This window comes from Streptomyces sp. RKAG337, from assembly GCF_023701715.1.
Classification (GTDB): domain Bacteria; phylum Actinomycetota; class Actinomycetes; order Streptomycetales; family Streptomycetaceae; genus Actinacidiphila.
In genome coordinates this window covers 3,328,750-3,342,778 of sequence record NZ_JAJOZA010000001.1, presented here as the reverse complement: position 1 = coordinate 3,342,778, position 14,029 = coordinate 3,328,750, and the positions used below count along the sequence as shown (strand labels likewise).

Annotated in this window: 13 protein-coding genes; 3 read left to right on the top strand and 10 right to left on the bottom strand. The window is 70.1% G+C overall.

Annotated features, from left to right (window positions below):
• Nucleotides 1-84: 84 nt before the first annotated feature.
• Nucleotides 85-285 carry a hypothetical protein gene (locus LNW73_RS14675; RefSeq protein WP_250977024.1) on the top strand — a complete coding sequence of 67 codons (201 nt, stop codon included), beginning with the start codon at nucleotides 85-87 and terminating at the stop codon, nucleotides 283-285.
• 193 nt (nucleotides 286-478) lie between these two features.
• On the opposite strand, the gene LNW73_RS14670 is transcribed toward LNW73_RS14675, so the two are convergent.
• Nucleotides 479-841 (bottom strand): metal-sensitive transcriptional regulator, encoded by a 363-nt coding sequence (locus LNW73_RS14670; RefSeq protein ID WP_250990202.1) that lies wholly within the window; start codon nucleotides 839-841, stop codon nucleotides 479-481.
• A gap of 194 nt (nucleotides 842-1,035) precedes the next feature.
• Here LNW73_RS14670 and LNW73_RS14665 point away from each other — a divergent pair, with 194 nt between their 5' ends.
• Both LNW73_RS14665 and LNW73_RS14660 read left to right on the top strand, forming a co-directional pair.
• Complete coding sequence (locus LNW73_RS14665; protein ID WP_138358477.1) at nucleotides 1,036-1,656, top strand: DUF47 domain-containing protein; 621 nt, start codon at nucleotides 1,036-1,038, stop codon at nucleotides 1,654-1,656.
• A 6-nt stretch (nucleotides 1,657-1,662) separates the two neighbouring features.
• Complete coding sequence (locus LNW73_RS14660) at nucleotides 1,663-2,655, top strand: inorganic phosphate transporter (RefSeq protein WP_250977026.1); 993 nt, start codon at nucleotides 1,663-1,665, stop codon at nucleotides 2,653-2,655.
• A gap of 232 nt (nucleotides 2,656-2,887) precedes the next feature.
• Here LNW73_RS14660 and pstB read toward each other — a convergent pair whose 3' ends face one another.
• The 9 genes from pstB to LNW73_RS14615 form a co-directional block, all read right to left on the bottom strand.
• Entirely contained in the window at nucleotides 2,888-3,664 is a 777-nt protein-coding gene (gene pstB / locus LNW73_RS14655) for a phosphate ABC transporter ATP-binding protein PstB (protein ID WP_250977027.1), read from the bottom strand.
• Nucleotides 3,665-3,705: 41 nt separating this feature from the next.
• Complete coding sequence (gene pstA, locus LNW73_RS14650) at nucleotides 3,706-4,779, bottom strand: phosphate ABC transporter permease PstA (RefSeq protein ID WP_250990201.1); 1,074 nt, start codon at nucleotides 4,777-4,779, stop codon at nucleotides 3,706-3,708.
• Complete coding sequence (gene pstC, locus LNW73_RS14645) at nucleotides 4,776-5,696, bottom strand: phosphate ABC transporter permease subunit PstC (RefSeq protein ID WP_250992922.1); 921 nt, start codon at nucleotides 5,694-5,696, stop codon at nucleotides 4,776-4,778. The genes pstA and pstC overlap by 4 nt, the downstream gene beginning before the upstream one ends.
• A 152-nt stretch (nucleotides 5,697-5,848) precedes the next feature.
• Nucleotides 5,849-6,976 carry a phosphate ABC transporter substrate-binding protein PstS gene (gene pstS, locus LNW73_RS14640; RefSeq protein WP_250990200.1) on the bottom strand — a complete coding sequence of 376 codons (1,128 nt, stop codon included), beginning with the start codon at nucleotides 6,974-6,976 and terminating at the stop codon, nucleotides 5,849-5,851.
• A 274-nt stretch (nucleotides 6,977-7,250) separates the two neighbouring features.
• On the bottom strand, nucleotides 7,251-7,694 hold the full coding sequence (locus tag LNW73_RS14635; protein WP_250990199.1) for an NUDIX hydrolase: 444 nt from the start codon (nucleotides 7,692-7,694) through the stop codon (nucleotides 7,251-7,253).
• A 6-nt stretch (nucleotides 7,695-7,700) separates the two neighbouring features.
• Nucleotides 7,701-8,918: a CHAD domain-containing protein gene (locus LNW73_RS14630; RefSeq protein ID WP_374118098.1), complete on the bottom strand. Its 1,218-nt coding sequence runs from the start codon at nucleotides 8,916-8,918 to the stop codon at nucleotides 7,701-7,703.
• The gene (locus tag LNW73_RS14625; RefSeq protein ID WP_250980260.1) at nucleotides 8,899-11,103 is read right to left on the bottom strand and encodes an RNA degradosome polyphosphate kinase; all 2,205 of its coding nucleotides are present in this window, start codon (nucleotides 11,101-11,103) and stop codon (nucleotides 8,899-8,901) included. The genes LNW73_RS14630 and LNW73_RS14625 overlap by 20 nt, the downstream gene beginning before the upstream one ends.
• Before the next feature lie 353 nt (nucleotides 11,104-11,456).
• Nucleotides 11,457-12,386: a mycothiol synthase gene (gene mshD / locus LNW73_RS14620; protein ID WP_250990198.1), complete on the bottom strand. Its 930-nt coding sequence runs from the start codon at nucleotides 12,384-12,386 to the stop codon at nucleotides 11,457-11,459.
• A gap of 104 nt (nucleotides 12,387-12,490) precedes the next feature.
• Entirely contained in the window at nucleotides 12,491-13,807 is a 1,317-nt protein-coding gene (locus tag LNW73_RS14615) for an MFS transporter (RefSeq protein ID WP_250990197.1), read from the bottom strand.
• Between the last annotated feature and the right edge of the window lie 222 nt (nucleotides 13,808-14,029).

Here is a 14,029-nt window from a genome sequence, read left to right as displayed (position 1 = left end):
CCTACTCTGACCAGTGGCCGATGAAACCGGCCACTGCTCGAGGACGAGGAGGTGGTGCACGTGGCTTTGTCTCGCGAAACGAACATGTCTACGCATAACGGGCCGAGTCAGGACTTCGTGGCCCTCGCGGAGATCGAGCTGTGCGGCGAGCTGATGATCGCGGCTTCCGCCGCCGGTGAGGAGCGGTTGAGCTTCGCCCGGATCGACGAGGTGCTCGAAGTGGACCGGACGACGGAGCGTCAGTCGGTGCGGATCCCCGCACAGGCGGCCCGGCGCCCGAGCTGAACCACCGAACGACCGCAGCACCGAAAACCGCATCACCGAACAACCGCAGCACCGAAAACCGCATCACCGAACAACCGCAGCGCCGTATGACCGCAGCACCGCATGAGCGCAGCACCGGACCACCGTGGAGATATTCGTCTCGGTCGCCGGCCGGGTCCGTGGGAACGCTACGGGCCCGGCTGCCGGCCGGGGCTCAGGTGCGCAGCAACCGGGCTATGGCCGCGGTCGCTTCGGCGACCTTGTCGTCGATCTGGGGCCCGCCCTCGGCGGCGGCCGCGGCGACGCAGTGCCGCAGGTGCTCCTCCAGCAACTGGAGGGCGAAGGACTGCAGGCCCTTGGTACTGGCCGAAACCTGTGTGAGGACATCGATGCAGTAGACGTCCTCCTCCACCATGCGCTGGAGTCCGCGGATCTGACCCTCGATCCGGCGCAGCCGCTTGAGGTGGGCGTCCTTGTGGTTGCTGTAGCCGTGCGGGCCGGGCGGGCTGTGCGGTGCCGCGGTGCTCGGCACGGTCTCCGCGGCCTCGTCGGCCTGGTCGGTCTCGGTGGTCGTCATCCCGCTCTCCCTGCCCGAAAATACCCCTGGTGGGTATATCTTACCGAATCGGTACCTTGTACGACGGATCCCCGGTGAGGGGCAGTCTGTCCGATGGGCGACACTGGGTGACGCCGGTTAGCCGTGGCCGGATGATGCGCCTAGCATCAACGAGACCTGACGAGACCGAATCCGATGCACCCCGAGGACCTCACGTGCGCTTTCGTCTGACCCCCAGGGAGACGAGCTTCTATGACATGTTCGCCGCATCCGCGGACAACATCGTCACAGGTTCGAAGCTCCTCATGGAACTGCTCGGGGCCGATTCGGCCACGCGTATCGAGATCGCCGAACGGATGCGGGCGGCGGAGCACGCGGGGGACGACGCGACCCACGCGATCTTCCACCAGCTGAACTCCTCCTTCATCACCCCGTTCGACCGTGAGGACATCTACAACCTCGCATCGTGTCTCGACGACATCATGGATTACATGGAAGAGGCCGTCGACCTCGTCGTTCTCTACCAGGTGGACGAGCTGCCGAAGGGTGTCGAGCAGCAGATCGAGGTGCTGGCGCGGGCAGCGGTGCTGACCGCCGAGGCGATGCCGAACCTGCGGACGATGTCCAACCTCACCGAGTACTGGATCGAGATCAACCGCCTGGAGAACCAGGCGGACCAGGTCCACCGCAAGCTGCTCGCACACCTGTTCAACGGCAAGTACGACGCCATGGACGTGCTGAAGCTCAAGCAGATCGTGGACGTACTGGAAGAGGCCGCGGACGCGTTCGAGCATGTCGCGAACACCGTGGAGACCATCGCGGTCAAGGAGTCCTGACCTTCTGTGGACACCTTTGCACTGATCGTGACCATTGGCGTCGCGCTCGGATTCACCTACACGAACGGGTTCCACGACTCGGCGAACGCCATCGCGACGTCGGTGTCGACGCGCGCGCTGACGCCGAAGGCGGCGCTCGCCATGGCCGCCGTCATGAACCTGGCCGGTGCCTTCCTCGGCAGCGGCGTGGCCAAGACGGTCAGCAAGGGGCTCATCGAGACGCCGCAGGGACGGTCCGGAATGGCCGTCCTGTTCGCGGCCCTGGTGGGCGCGATCGTGTGGAACCTGGTCACCTGGTACTTCGGACTACCGTCGAGTTCCAGCCACGCGCTGTTCGGCGGGATGGTCGGCGCGGCCCTCGCGGGCGGCATCACCGTCATCTGGTCGGGGGTGCTCGACAAGGTCGTCATCCCGATGTTCCTGTCGCCGGTGGTCGGCCTGGTGGTCGGCTATCTGGTGATGCTCGCCATCCTGTGGATGTTCCGTAAGTCCAACCCGCACAAGGCCAAGCGCGGTTTCCGGATCGCGCAGACGGTCTCGGCGGCGGCGATGGCGCTGGGCCACGGTCTGCAGGACGCGCAGAAGACGATGGGCGTCGTGGTGATGGCCCTGACCATCGCCGATGTGCAGAACGGCGACTCGATCCCGACCTGGGTGAAGTTCGCGTGCGCGGCGATGCTGTCGCTCGGCACGTACGCCGGCGGCTGGCGGATCATGCGGACGCTGGGGCGCCGCATCATCGAGCTGGACCCGCCGCAGGGCTTCGCGGCCGAGACGACCGCCGCCTCGATTCTGTACACGACCTCGTACGTCTTCCAGGCCCCGGTCTCGACGACGCATGTGATCACCTCGGCGATCATGGGTGTCGGCGCGACGAAGCGGGTCAAGGCCGTGCGCTGGGGTGTCGCCAAGAACATCGTGGCCGGCTGGTTCATCACGATGCCGGCCGCGGCCATCGTCGCCGCCGTCTGCTACTGGATCATCGCACTGATCTTCTGACCGGCAGGCAGCACGCACCGGCACAAAAGAAATGGGCCCGCCCCCCTCACGGGGGCGGGCCCTTCGCCTTGCGGTGGCACCGCCATGCAGCACCGCAGGGCTGTTGTTCCTCACTCGCCTCCGGGCGCTTGACCCGGTGTCGACGCTCCTCGACGCTGCGCTCGTACCTCGCTTGGTCTCGTCGCTTTCGACACCGGCGCGCCCTTCGGCTCGCGAGGGGTCAGGTGCCGGCCTAGCCGAAGCGGCCGGAGATGTAGTCCTCCGTGGCCTGGACCGACGGGTTGGAGAAGATCCGCTCGGTGTCGTCCAGCTCGATGAGCTTGCCGGGCTGGCCGATGGCCGACAGGTTGAAGAAGGCCGTGCGGTCGGAGACGCGCGCCGCCTGCTGCATGTTGTGCGTCACGATCACGATCGTGAAGCGCGCCTTCAGCTCGCCGATCAGGTCCTCGATCGCGAGGGTGGAGATCGGGTCGAGCGCCGAGCAGGGCTCGTCCATCAGCAGGACCTGCGGCTCGACCGCGATGGCGCGGGCGATGCAGAGGCGCTGCTGCTGGCCGCCGGAGAGGCCGGAGCCGGGCTTGTTCAGCCGGTCCTTGACCTCGTTCCAGAGGTTGGCGCCCTTGAGGGACTTCTCGACGACGTTCTCCAGCTCGCTCTTGCGGCGCATGCCGTTGAGCTTGAGGCCGGCCGCCACGTTGTCGAAGATCGACATGGTGGGGAACGGGTTCGGGCGCTGGAAGACCATGCCGACGGTCCGGCGGACCGCGACCGGGTCGACGCCCGACGCGTAGAGGTTCTCGTCGTCCAGCATGACCTTGCCCTCGACGCGGCCACCGGGGGTGACCTCGTGCATCCGGTTCAAGGTCCGCAGGAAGGTGGACTTGCCGCAGCCGGACGGGCCGATGAAGGCCGTCACGGAACGCGGCTCGACGGTCATCGAGATGTCGTCGATCGCTTTGTGGTTGCCGTAGTAAGCGGAGAGGCCGCTTACGTCGATGCGCTTGGCCATGGTGGGGCTCTCAATCCGAAATGTCGCTGGGGGTAGTCGCGTCAGCGACCGGTCTTGGGGGCCTTCCAGCGGGCGATGCCGCGAGCCACCATGTTCAGGATCATGACGAAGGCGATCAGTACCAGGGCCGCGGCCCAGGCTCGGTCGTAGGACGCGTCGTTGCCGTTCTGGAACTGCTCGAAGACGTAGTACGACAGGGAGGACTGACCACCCTCGAAGGGGTTGTTGTTGATGATCTGGCTGCCGAAGACCAGCAGCATGATCGGCGCGGTCTCGCCGGTGATGCGGGCGACGGCCAGCATGACGCCGGTCGTGATGCCGCCGATGGCCGTGGGCAGGACCACCTTGAGGATGGTGCGCCACTTCGGGACGCCCAGCGCGAGGGACGCCTCACGCAGCTCGTTCGGAACGAGCTTGAGCATCTCCTCGGTCGAGCGGACCACGACCGGCAGCATCAGGATCGTCAGGGCCATCGAGCCGGCGAAGCCGGACGGGCCGTTGCCCAGCATCAGGACCCACACGGTCAGGATGAACAGACCGGCGACGATCGACGGGATGCCGGTCATGACGTCCACGAAGAACGTGACGGCCTTGGCGAGCTTGCCCTTGCCGTACTCGACCAGGTAGACCGCCGTCAGCAGACCGATCGGGGTGGCGATCAGCGTCGCGATGCCGACCTGCTCCACGGTGCCGATGATCGCGTGGTAGATGCCGCCGCCGGGCTGGATCGTGATGACCCCGCCCATCGAATGGCTCAGGAAGTTGCCGTCCAGGACCTTGAGGCCCTTGGAGATCGTCGTCGCGATCAGCGAGTACAGCGGCACGATGGCCACGATGAAGCAGGCCCAGACGAGGCTGGTGACGACGCGGTCCTTGGCCTGCCGACGGCCCTCGACCGCGGTGGTCACCGCGTAGGTGCCGGCCACGAAGAGCAGCAGCGCGATCATGCCCCACTGGATCCGGCTCTCCAGCCCGGCCGCGAGGCCGATGCCGATACCGAGCAGGATCGCGGCGGCGGCGATGGCGGCCGGTGCCCAGCGGGGCATCCGGCGCTGCGACAGCCGGCGGGTCGCCGGGACCGCGACGGGCGCCTTGTCGGCGATGGTGTGGCTCATGCGTTGGCCCCCGAGTACTCCTTGCGGCGGGCGATGATCAGGCGGGCCGCGCCGTTCACCAGCAGCGTGATGACGAACAGGACGAGGCCGGAGGCGATCAGCGCGTCACGTCCGAACGGTGACGCCTCGCCGAACTTGGCGGCGATGTTCTGCGCGAAGGTCCCGCCGACCGGGTCGAGGAGCTTCGCGGACAGCACCGGGGAGGCCGACAGGACCGTGGCCACGGCCATCGTCTCGCCCAGCGCGCGGCCGAGGCCGAGCATCGAGGCGCTGATGATTCCGGAGCGGGCGAACGGCAGCACCGACATCCGGATGACTTCCCAGCGGGTCGCGCCGAGCGCGAGCGCCGCTTCCTCGTGCATCTTCGGCACCTGCCGGAAGACTTCACGGCTGACGTTGGTGATGATCGGCAGGATCATGATCGCCAGCAGGATGCCGACGGTGAAGAGCGAACGGGCCGCGCCCTCGGGGTCGGTCTTGTCGAAGACTCCGGTCCAGCCGAGGTACTCGTCGAGCCAGAGGTTCAGGCCCTTCAGGTGCGGCACGAGGTAGATCGCGCCCCACAGGCCGTAGATGATGCTCGGGATCGCGGCGAGGAGGTCGACGACGTAGGCGAGCGGGGTGGCCAGCCGGCGCGGCGCGTAGTGCGAGATGAACAGCGCGATGCCGACCGCGACCGGGACCGCGAGGCCCATCGCGATCACGGAGCTGACGATCGTGCCGTAGATCAGGACGCCGATGCCGAAGACCGGCGGGGTCGCGTTGGCGTCCCATTCGAAGCTGGTGAAGAAGTTCGCGTGGTCCTGGGAGATGGCGTGCGTCGCGCGGATCGTGAGGAATACCGCGATCGAGGCCATGACGACCAGGAGGAAGATGCCGGACCCGCGGGCGAGACCGCTGAACACGCGGTCTCCGATGCGGGTGACGGAACCGTGGGAGGGGGAGGCAGTGCCGTGTCTGTCGGTGTTATGTCCATGAGGTTCTCCGGTCTGGGTGGGGGATGGCTCCCCCGGCGGCGGTGCACCGGATGTGCGGCCGGCCCCGTGCGGTACGGGGCCGGCCGCGCGTACTAGGAGAGGGTCGCGATCTGGGCGCGGACCTTGGTGGCGATCTCCGTCGGCAGCGGGGCGTAGCCGATGCCGGAGAGGCCCTTCTGGCCTTCCTCGCTCGCGATGTAGGTGAGGAAGGACTTCGCGAGCTCGAGCGTGTCGGCCTTGTTGCCCTTGTCGCAGGCGATCTCGTACGTGACGAGGGCCAGCGGGTAGGCGCCCTCGGCCTTCGTGTCGTAGGCGAGCTTCAGCGACAGGTCGGTGCCGGTGCCGGTGACCTTGGCCTCGGCGATGGCCTTGGAGGCGTTCTCCGAGCTGGCCGCGACGGGGGCAGCGGCGCCGGTGGCGAGCTTGACCGTCTGCAGGTTGTTCGCGGTGGCGAACGACAGCTCGAAGTAGCCGATGGTGCCCTCGGCCTGCTTCACGTTCGAGGCGATGTCGGCGGAGCCGGGGGCGGACTGGCCGCCCTTGCCCTTCCACGCCTTCGCGTGCTCGTAGGGCCACTCGGCCTTGGCCGTCGCGTTGAAGTACTTGGTCAGGTTGTCCGTGGTGCCCGAGTCCGTCGAGCGGTGGAACGCCTGGATGTTGCTGCTGGGGAGCTTGGCGGTCGGGTTGAGCTTCTTGATCGCCTCGTCGTCCCACTTGGTGATCGTCGAGTTGAAGATCTTCGCGAGGGTCGGCGCGTCCAGGACCAGGTTGTCGACGCCCGGCAGGTGGTAGCCGATCGCGATCGGGCCGCCGACCATCGGGAGGTCGATGCCCTGGCCGCCCTTGCAGATCGTCTTCGAGGCGGTGACCTCTTCGGGCTTCAGCGGGGAGTCGGAGCCCGCGATGCTGACGGCACCCTGGTTGAACTGGGTGACGCCCTCGCCCGAGGACGAGCTCTTGTAGTTGATGTTCGTGCCGGGGCACGCCGCCATGTAGTTCTTGACCCAGACGTCCATCGCGTTCTTCTGCGCGCTGGAGCCGGAGGCGAGCAGCTGGCCGCCCTTGGCGCAGGCGATGGAGCTCTTCGCGGCGTCGGAGGTCTTGGCGTCGCCGGGCGAAGTGTTGTTGTCGGAACCACAGGCGGTCAGGACCAACGCGCTGGAAACCGCGACCGCGCCGACGGTCAGGGCGCGCAGTCCGCTGTTACGGGAAAGCTTCACCTTCTGTGTTCCTTCCAGGAGCCCGCCGGTGGACGGCGAAGCAGAGGTATGGAGGTCTGCATCCACCCGGCGCAGCGTGATGCTCACCGGTAAGGCCGAAATTAGGCAGGGGAAGTGAATCGACCAACGGGAGAGGGTGAACGCAAGGTGAACCTCGTCTATCAGTGCGGGGCGGGCTGTCGCCGATGCCGCTCCGCGGGGCCCGAGGGATTCCTGTGACGCATGGTGTCGACCCGGGAAAGCCCTGGTCAGGGCTGGTCGGGGGGCGGGCCGGCTACCGCCGCCGGGCGGCGCCGGGCCGGATGGCCCGCAGCATGGCGTCGACGAGCGGGCGGTCGCGTTCGTGGGTGAGACGGTTGCGCGCCGCCGCCGGGGGGAGCCAGACGAGCCGGTCGACCTCGTCATTGACGGCGAAGGTGCCGCTGACGGCCTCGGCGGCCCAGTAGCGGACCTCCTTGGGGCGTCCGTCGGCGAGATAGCGGGCGGTCGGCAGCGGCGCGCCGAGCACGCACTCCATGCCGGTCTCCTCGCGGACCTCCCGCAGCGCGGCGGCCACCGGGTCCTCACCGCGCTTGAGCTTGCCCTTCGGGTGCGACCAGTCGTCGTACTTGGGGCGGTGGATCAGCGCGATCTCCACGCCGTCGTCATGGGGCGAACGGCGCCAGAGGACCGCGCCGGCGGCCAGGACGGGGGATGGTTCCCCCGGGGAACGCAGCATCGTGGCTCACCTCGAACCGGGGACGGCGGGGGTAACGGGGACAACTGGGACAGCTGGGACGGCGGCGGACGGCACCGAGGTGCGCTGCCAGAGCCGGGCGAAGGCGAAGCGGGCCGCCTCGACCTCCTGGCGCTGGTCGGCGTGGAGCACGCCCAGCGCGTACGCGGTGGCCGGGGCGATCCGCGGGGTGCGGGCGGCGGTCGCCACGGCGTTGGCGGACTCGGCGGCCTCCCGGTGCCCCTCCAGCAGCCGGGCCGCGGTCTTGAGCCGGTCGTGCAGGCTCTCACCGGCACGGGTACCGGCGCCGGCGTCCGGGCCCTGGTTGTCGTCGGAGCCGTTCGCGGCGGGTTCGTCCGGTGGGCAGACCTCGGCGGCGTAGCGGCTGAGCCGCAGCAGGGTGCGGGCCTGGTGCCACGGTGCGTCCTGCAGATCGCTGGTCAGCTCCGGGCCGAGCGCGGCGCGCACGGCGTCGGCGTTGTACGGGTGACCGGCGCGCGCCAGCGGCAGCGCGGCCGCCGCCTCGGTGAGCCGGTGGTGCGCCAGCCCCGCGAGCGGGGGCAGCCGCACGGCGGCGGGCGCGTCGGCCGCCGCGGTCAGCGGCACCTCGGAGGCCAGTACGGCGACGGCGTCGGCCACCGCGTGGAACCGCGACGAGCCCAGCGCCTGCAGCGCGGCGGAGTGCGCCCGGGTGCGCGCCAGCGTCAGCTGCCGCTCCAGCAGCGCGCCCGCGCGGGCCGCCCCGACGGCGAGCGGCCCCTGCGTGCCGATGGCGGGCTCCGCGGGCAGGGCCGGGTCGTCGGGGTTGTCGGGGTCGCCCGTGTCGAGGGCCGGCTGGTCGGGTTCCGAGGCCAGCCGGTGCAGGGCGGACAGCAGCCGGGCGAGCCGGGCCGCGTACTGGTGCTCATGGGCCAGGGACGTCGAGACCCAGCCGAGCTCGGTGCGCAGCGGATCGGCCCAGCCCGGGTCGGTGAGCGTGCCGTACGTGTGCAGGGTCGCGGCGATCCGGCGCGCGGACCGGCGCAGCAGCAGGCCGGCGGCCTCCTCGTCCTCGGCGCGCAGGCTGAGCGCGCGCAGGAACGTGGACGCCTGCTCATGGAGGTAGCCGGAGACCACCTCCCCGGCGCTCAGCGCGCCGAGGGCGGCCGCGCCGGCCGGCTTCCCGTCGAGGACGATTGCCGGCTGGCCGGCCTGGGCGTACGCGGTGTCACGGTGTCGCTGGGCCACGCCGGCGCCTCCGGGCGTCGATGAGCATCTCCTGGACATTGCGCAGCGGCTGGCCGTCGGGGCCGGTGCCGTGCCGGGTCCAGTTCCCGTCCGCCGCGAGGTGCCAGGACGCGGTGTCGTCCGCGGTCCCGGTCTCCAGCAGGCGGTTGAGGGTGGCGCGGTGGGCCGGGTCGGCGACCCTGACCAGCGCCTCGATGCGGCGGTCGAGGTTACGGTGCATCATGTCGGCGCTGCCGAACCAGACTTCGGGTTCGCCACCGTTGCCGAAGATGAACACCCTGGAGTGTTCGAGGAACCGGCCCAGGGTGCTGCGGACCCGGATGTTCTCCGAGAGTCCGGCGACACCCGGCCGGACCGCGCAGATGCCGCGTACCCATATGTCGACGGGCACACCGGCCTGCGAGGCGCGGTAGAGGGCGTCGATGATTCCTTCGTCGACGATGGAGTTGAGCTTCATGCGGATGTACGCGGGGCGCCCCGCCCGGTGGTGGGTGATCTCCTCCATGATCCGGGAGACCAGGCCGTCACGGAGGTTGCGGGGCGCGACCAGCAGCCGGTTGTAGACCTCGCGGCGCGAGTAGCCCGACAGCCGGTTGAACAGGTGCGAGAGGTCCGCGCCGACCTGCGGGTCGGCGGTGAGCAGCCCCAGGTCCTCGTAGAGCCGTGCGGTCTTGGGGTGGTAGTTGCCGGTGCCGATGTGGCTGTAGCGGCGCAGCGTGTCGCCCTCCTGGCGGACCACGAGCGACAGCTTGCAGTGCGTCTTCAGCCCCACCAGGCCGTAGACGACGTGGCAGCCCGCCTCTTCCAGCTTCCGGGCCCACTTGATGTTGGCCTGTTCGTCGAAGCGGGCCTTGATCTCGACGAGGACGAGGACCTGCTTGCCCGCCTCGGCCGCGTCGATGAGCGCGTCCACGATCGGGGAGTCGCCGGAGGTGCGGTACAGCGTCTGCTTGATCGCCAGTACGTCCGGGTCGGCCGCCGCCTGGTCCAGGAAGGTCTGGACGGAGGTCGAGAAGGAGTCGTACGGGTGGTGCAGCAGCACATCGCGTTCGCGCAGCGCCGCGAAGATGTCGGGCGCCGACGCCGATTCGACCTCGGCCAGGTCGCGGTGGGTGCCGGCGATGTACTTGGGGTACTTCAGCTCCGGCCGGTCCAGGCCCGCTATCGCGAACAGCCCGGTCAGGTCGAGCGGGCCGGGCAGCGGATAGACCTCGGTGTGCTTCATCTTCAGCTCGTGCACGAGCAGGTCGAGCACCCGCGGAGCAATCGATTCTTCCACTTCGAGGCGCACCGGCGGCCCGAAGCGGCGCCGCATCAGTTCCCGCTCCAGTGCCTGGAGCAGGTTCTCGGTGTCGTCCTCCTCCACCTCCAGGTCCTCGTTGCGGGTGACCCGGAACATGTGGTGGTCCAGGACCTCCATCCCGGGGAAGAGCTCCTCCAGGTGCGCGGCGATGACGTCCTCCAGCGGGACGTAGCGCTGCGGGCTCGCCTCGAGGAAGCGGGAGAGGATCGGCGGCACCTTCACCCGGGCGAAGTGCTCGTGCCCGGAGACCGGGTTGCGGACGACGACGGCCAGGTTCAGGGACAGGCCGGAGATGTACGGGAACGGGTGCGCCGGGTCGACGGCCAGCGGCGTCAGCACGGGGAAGATCTGCTGGCGGAAGAGGGTGAACAGGCGGGCCTGCTCCTTCTCCGTGAGCTCCGCCCAGCGGATGACGTGTATGCCCTCGTCGGCCAGCTGCGGTGCGATGTCGTTCTGGAAGCAGGCGGCGTGCCGGGCCATGAGCTCGCGGGACCGGGTGAGGATCAGGTCCAGTACGTCGCGGGGCTGCAGGCCGGAGGCCGAACGGGTGGCGACACCGGTCGCCATGCGGCGCTTGAGACCGGCGACCCGGACCATGAAGAACTCGTCGAGGTTGCTGGCGAAGATCGCGAGGAAGTTAGCCCGTTCGAGGAGCGGCGTGGCCGGGTCCTCGGCGAGTTCCAGCACGCGTTCGTTGAACGCGAGCCAGCTGCGCTCCCGGTCCAGGAAGCGGCCCTGGGGGAGATCACCGTCGGCTTCGCCCTCGGTGGCGGGGCCGACGGCGGCCTCCACGTCCGGGACGACCTGGGGGCGGAATGCGGTGCTGACCGTGCCTGCCGCTTTGGGCTGACCGGGGACACCGGGTTGATTCATCGAGGCCATGGAGTACGAGCCCTCCTCCGGTTCCGGCACGTCGAACACGTCGTACGGCCTGCCGGGTGCCCTCGGGGAGCGCCCTGGCGCCGTCCGTTCATTGTCCCGTGCCGAACGGGAAAGCGGCAGGTCGGGCGGTGGGGGTGCTGCGGCTTGGGGGGAGGGGCAGCGGGCTGCATTCCGTGATGCTCGCAAGCCAGTCTGAATCAGCGGTAACGAGAACATGACGGGCCGGACAGCGGGGGGCGACTCCGTGGTGCACAAAGTCTCAGTACCGGCTCGGAACGATTCCGGTCCGGTGTCGGGCGGGCCGCGTCCCCCGCCGTGCGGTACATCGGGGACGGTGTGCGGTACTTCGCTGATCAGCTCTCCGTGCGGTACATCAGGTCCGTCTCGTGGGTCGTGAAGCCCAGCCGCTCGTAGACGGTGACGGCCGGGATGTTGTCCGCGTCCACGTAGAGCATCGCGGTGGGCAGCTTCTCCTGGTCCGCGAGGTGCCGCAGGCCGATCGCGGTGAGCGCCTTGCCCAGGCCGCTGCCCTGCTCGTCCGGGTGGACGCCGACGACGTACACCTCGCCGAGCCGGTCGGCGCGGTGCACCTTCGTCCAGTGGAAGCCGACGACGTCGTCCCCGCGGACCGCGAGGAAGAAGCCCGCCGGGTCGAACCACGGCTCGGCCTTGCGGTCGTCCAGGTCACGCTGGGTGAGTGAGCCCTGCTCGGGGTGATGGGCGAACGCGGCGGCGTTCACCGCCAGCCAGGCGGCGTCGTCGTGCCCGGGGACGAAGGTCCGCACGGTGATGCCCGCCGGGATCACCGGCTCCGGCAGCGCGGGGCCGCCGTCGAGCGGGCGGCGCAGCTGCCGCAGCTCCCGGAACAGGCTCAGCCCGAGCTGTACGGCCAGGTGCCGGGCGGCCGGGTGGCCGCCGTGCGCCCACACCCGCAGCCGCTTGCCGCTGGTGTCGAGCAGCGCCCGGCCGAGCGCCTGGCCGTGGCCGTGCGCGCGGCGGGAGGCGCTGATGAGGAACTCGGCGGCGGGCGGTTCGACCGGGTCGGTGTCCTCGAGCTGCCCGTAGCCGGCCAGCTCGTCGCCCACGTACAGCAGCAGGTGCCGCACACCGGGGCGCGCGCCGCCGCGCAGGTTGAGCCGGCCCTGCTCGGAGACGGCCCACTGCCCGTCGCTCGCCGCCGCCTCGCCGAGGAGCGCGAGGACGTCCCGCGCGGTGTCGGGCGCGAGCGCGTCCACGGTCTCGATCCGGCGGGTGGGCGTGCTGGGCTGCGCGGCGTCGGTCATGAACCCGAGCGTAGAGCCTGTCCGGCGGATAGTGGGGGCCCAGGCGTCGCCTGGTGGACGGGTGCCCCCGCCGGAGGCGGGGGAAGGCCTGCCAGGCTCCCCCGTTACCGCTGGGAGGGGTCCCCAGCACCTGCGAACGCGGTGGTATTCGCCGTGGACAGGTCCGCTCCGCCGGCCACCGGGTCACGGGACGGAACGAGAACGGCAGCGACGCAGGCCGCGGCCCCGGCGACGGCGAAGCCGGGCCAGTAGCCGGCGTCGGTGATCAGGGCGCCGATGACGGGCGGGACCAGGGCGGCCGTCAGGTTCTGGCCGGTGTTGTGGATGCCCAGCGCGCGCCCGGACCAGGCGGGCCCGGCGCCCTCGGCGGTGGCTGTGAAGGACAGCCCGTTGGTGCTGGCCGTGATGCCGATGGCCAGGACCAGGGCGACGTCGGTGAGGGGGGAGGGGAAGGCCGCGGTCAGCGCGGTGGCCCCGATGACCGCGGCGGTGATCAGGGCGAGCTGCCGCATCGGCCGCATCCGGCTGCCGACCCGGTCCGACCAGCGGCCCACGACGATCCGGGAGACCGCGCCCAGCCCCTGGCCCAGCGCCACCAGCTGCCCGGCCGCGACCGGCGACCAGCCGCGTGCGTCGACCAGCAGCACCAGCGCGAAGGCGCCCGCCGTGAACTGCGGGACGACCAGCAGCGCGCCGGAGCCGTGGATGCGCCACAGCACCCTCGAACCGCGGTACGGATTGGCGGTACGGACGGCGGTGCCCGCGCTCCTCGCGGCGCGGGCCGGGTCGGCGGCGAACACGGCGATCAGGACCGCGATCACCCCGCAGACCACGGCGAGGAACGCGATCGCGCCCCGCACCCCGTACGCGGCGGCGATCGGCGGCATGGTCAGCGCCGCCATCGCCATCCCGAGCGGCGTGGAGGTCTGCCGGATGCCCATGGCCAGCCCGCGCTCCCCGGCGCCGAACCAGCCCATCACCAGCCGGCCGCTCGCCGAGTAGACGGAGGCCGAGGCCGCGCCCGCCAGGGCGAGGACCAGGCCGAACGCCGTCATGGAGCCGATCGTCGTGGCCACCCCGAGCAGCGCGGCCGCCAGCCCCAGCCCCGAGGAGATGACGACGCGCTCGCCCCAGCGGTCGGCGGCGGCGCCCCAGGCGATCAGGGCCAGCACCAGCCCCGCCGTCGGGCAGGCGGCCAGCAGGCCGACCTGCGTGAGGGTGAGGTGCTCAGCGGAGCGCAGCTCGTCGGCGAGGGACGGGATCGCGTAGACGAACGCGCAGGCCGAGGTCTGCGCGGCGGTCCCCAGGGCGAGCATCAGCCAGCGCTTCGCGTGCGGTTGCGCCTGCGGCTTCATCGGGGGCGTCGACGGCGTCGGCGGGGATGTCCGGGCGGGTGGCTGCGGGGAGTTGGGCGTCTGCATCGCTGAGTGCGCCTCCTCGGTCGGTGGTGGACACAACTATGCCGTCGTACTGCATGGTGAGACAGGTCGTTTCGCATGATGGGACACTGGATTGGTCGGCGGCCAGCCCGGTGCTGGAGTTCCGCGAGTCGAAATCAGCTTTTAACCCTCGAACGCCTGTCGCGCTACGCGCGTTGACCCTAGGCTCCCCCAAATCGGCCACACCTGGACGGCTCTTTACCT